This window comes from Microbacterium umsixpiens, assembly GCF_053543675.1.
Genome location: NZ_JBLVOH010000045.1, coordinates 18884 through 21767, shown reverse-complemented (window position 1 = coordinate 21767; position 2884 = coordinate 18884). Strand labels below are relative to the sequence as shown.

Here is a 2884-nt window from a genome sequence, read left to right as displayed (position 1 = left end):
GCGTCGACAGCCGGTGCACTCGGCGACAGGCCGTGCACTCGGCAACGGGGGGCGGATGCCGGCGGGGCGGATGCCCAGGACGCTCGCGTAAAATCAGCACAATGACCGACGCCCCCTCCGACGCTGCACCCGACCTCGGACCGGGCGTCGACCCCGACGATCTCGCCACGACCCTTCGCGTACTGGCCGAACTGCATCAGATCGACAACGAGCACCCGGACTTCGTCGCCGTGCGCCACGCGACCGCGGCGATGTTCAAGGCCGTCAAGCGCGTGCGTCGCAAGGAGATCCGCGACGCGATCGCCGAGGCCGACAAGGCCGTCGTCGCCCGCACCGCCACCGGGGCGCCCGACCGCATCGACGACGAGACCCGCGGTCACGACCTCGCCACCAGCGTGGTGGACGCCCCCATCGCCGGCGAGCTGCTGAAGCCCCGCAACTGCTACATCTGCAAGCAGCCGTACACGCAGGTCGACGCCTTCTATCACCAGCTCTGCCCGGACTGCGCCCGCTTCAGCCACGGCAAGCGCAACGCCCGCACCGACCTCACGGGCAAGCGCGCCCTGCTCACGGGTGGCCGCGCCAAGATCGGGATGCACATCGCGCTGCGGCTGCTGCGCGATGGCGCGCACACGACCATCACGACCCGGTTCCCGCGCGATGCCGTGCGGCGCTTCTCGGCCCTACCCGATTCGGCCGACTGGCTGCACCGCCTGCGCGTGGTCGGCATCGACCTGCGCGACCCCGCCCAGGTGATCGGCCTCGCCGACTCGGTCGCGGCTCAGGGTCCGCTCGACATCCTCATCAACAACGCCGCGCAGACCGTGCGCCGCTCGCCGGGTGCGTACTCGCTGCTGGCGGATGCCGAGCTGCAGCCGCTGCCCGACGGACCGCTTCCCGAGATGGAGACCTTCGGGCACACCGCCGACCCGCACCCGCAGGCGCTGCAGGCCTCGGTCGACGCGCATCCGCTCCTCTCGGTCGCGGCCCTCGGCGGCACGGTCGCCGAGCAGGGCGGCCAGGCGCTCACGGCCGAAGACCTCGCGCGGCTCGCGATGGCTCCCGGATCGTCGTCGCTCGAGAAGCACGCCGACGGTACCGCGATCGACGCCGGCGGACTCGTGCCCGACGTGAACCGCGTCAACAGCTGGGTGCAGTCGATCGAGCAGGTCGATCCGCTCGAGATGCTCGAGGTGCAGCTGGCCAACACGACGGCGCCGTTCCTGCTCATCAGTCGTCTGCGTGCGTCGATGGCGGCATCCGATTCGCACCGCAAGTATGTGGTGAACGTGTCGGCCATGGAGGGGCAGTTCTCCCGCCGCTACAAGGGCCCCGGGCACCCGCACACGAACATGGCCAAGGCCGCGCTCAACATGCTCACCCGCACCAGTGCCGGCGAGATGCTCGAGAAGGACGGCATCCTAATGACGGCCGTCGACACCGGATGGATCACCGACGAGCGCCCGCACTACACGAAGGTGCGCCTGGCCGAAGAGGGGTTCCACGCCCCGCTCGACCTCGTCGACGGTGCCGCCCGCGTGTACGACCCGATCGTGCGCGGCGAGGCCGGCGAAGACGTGCACGGGGTGTTCCTGAAGGACTACGAGCCCAGCCCCTGGTGACGGCGGTGGGGCGTCCACATGCATGAGGAAAACCCGGATGCATGAGGATTCCTCGGTGTCTTCGCATGCATCCGTCGTTCGGTCATGCAGGTGAGGGGCGGATGCCGTATCAGTGCGCGCGAGCCGGAGGTGGGGATAGTGCTGCGGATGCCGCGTCAGTGCGCGCGCTCGGCGAGGTTGGCGGATGCCCAGCGGCCGAGCTGGTCGAGGATCGGCAGCAGTCCCTCGCCGCTGGAGGTGAGGGCGTACGACACCGTGATCGGCGGCCCGGCGTCGACTGTGCGTGCGACGAGACCGGCGTCGGAGAGTTCTGCCAGGCGGTCGGAGAGCACGGTGTCGCTGATGCCGGCGACGGAGCGTCGCAGGGCGACGAAGGTCGAAGGGCCGCCGCCGAGTGACGAGACGATCATGCCGTTCCACCGTTTGCCGAGCACGCTGAAGGCCAGTGTGACGGCGGCGTCGCACACCTGACGTTCTTCCTCGACCTCGGCCATGCACACATCCTACCCATGCTACGTTAACCGGTGTCGCTAATAAAAACCTAGCGACTACGAAAACGAGAGGTAGGCCCATGTCCCTGTTCCGCCTGGATGCCAGCATCCTTCCCGCGTCGTCCGCCAGCCGCGCGCTCGCCGACCTCGTCGAGGCCGAGTGGACCGCGTCCCACCCCGACTCGACCGTCACCCGCCGCGACCTGGCGAGCGACCCCGTGCCCGCGACCGCCTGGGCGGATGCCGTCACCGGCGGCTTCGTCGACGAGGCCCAGCGCACCCCCGCGCAGAACGACGCCCGCGCGCTCGCGACCTCGTTCGCCGACGAGCTGATCGGGGCCGACGCCCTGCTGTTCGCGGTGCCGCTGTACAACTACGGCGTCTCGCAGCACTTCAAGACCTGGTTCGACCTGGCCTACACCGACCCGCGCATCGACCCGACGGGCACCGCGCTGAACGGCAAGCCCGCGACGCTCGTCACCGTGCTCGGCGGCAACTACGCAGAGGGCTCGCCCAAGGAGGGCTGGGACCACTCGACCGGCTGGCTGCGCCGCGTGCTCGAAGACGTCTGGGGCCTCGACCTGCGCGTCGTGCAGCGTCCCTTCACCCTCGTCGGCGTGAACCCGGCGCTCGACGCGTTCACCGACACGGCGCGCGAGCTCAAGGAGAACGCGGAGGCCGACGCCCGCACCTTCGGCCGCGAGCTGGCCGCGTCCCGCGACCCCCGCGTGGCCTGACCCGGCCAGGGTCCGGCATCCGCCGGTCGCGGGG

General features: G+C 70.3%; 3 protein-coding genes. 2 read left to right on the top strand and 1 reads right to left on the bottom strand.

Annotated elements, in window-relative coordinates:
• Positions 1-101: 101 nt before the first annotated feature.
• Positions 102-1622, top strand: a complete 1521-nt coding sequence (locus ACNPM4_RS05160) for an SDR family NAD(P)-dependent oxidoreductase (protein WP_448984925.1) — start codon at positions 102-104, stop codon at positions 1620-1622.
• A gap of 155 nt (positions 1623-1777) precedes the next feature.
• Here ACNPM4_RS05160 and ACNPM4_RS05155 read toward each other — a convergent pair whose 3' ends face one another.
• A complete protein-coding gene (locus tag ACNPM4_RS05155; protein WP_029261403.1) occupies positions 1778-2116 on the bottom strand; it encodes a winged helix-turn-helix transcriptional regulator in 339 nt (112 codons plus the stop codon).
• 77 nt (positions 2117-2193) lie between these two features.
• On the opposite strand from ACNPM4_RS05155, the gene ACNPM4_RS05150 reads away from it, so the two are divergent.
• The gene (locus ACNPM4_RS05150) at positions 2194-2850 is read left to right on the top strand and encodes an FMN-dependent NADH-azoreductase (protein ID WP_448984924.1); all 657 of its coding nucleotides are present in this window, start codon (positions 2194-2196) and stop codon (positions 2848-2850) included.
• Positions 2851-2884 lie beyond the last annotated feature (34 nt).

What these genes read in the sequence shown, in the direction of transcription:
- ACNPM4_RS05160 (WP_448984925.1), top strand. Translation starts at nt 102, where the DNA reads ATGACCGACGCCCCCTCCGACGCTGCACCCGACCTCGGACCGGGCGTC.
- ACNPM4_RS05155 (WP_029261403.1), bottom strand. Translation starts at nt 2,116, where the DNA reads ATGGCCGAGGTCGAGGAAGAACGTCAGGTGTGCGACGCCGCCGTCACA.
- ACNPM4_RS05150 (WP_448984924.1), top strand. Translation starts at nt 2,194, where the DNA reads ATGTCCCTGTTCCGCCTGGATGCCAGCATCCTTCCCGCGTCGTCCGCC.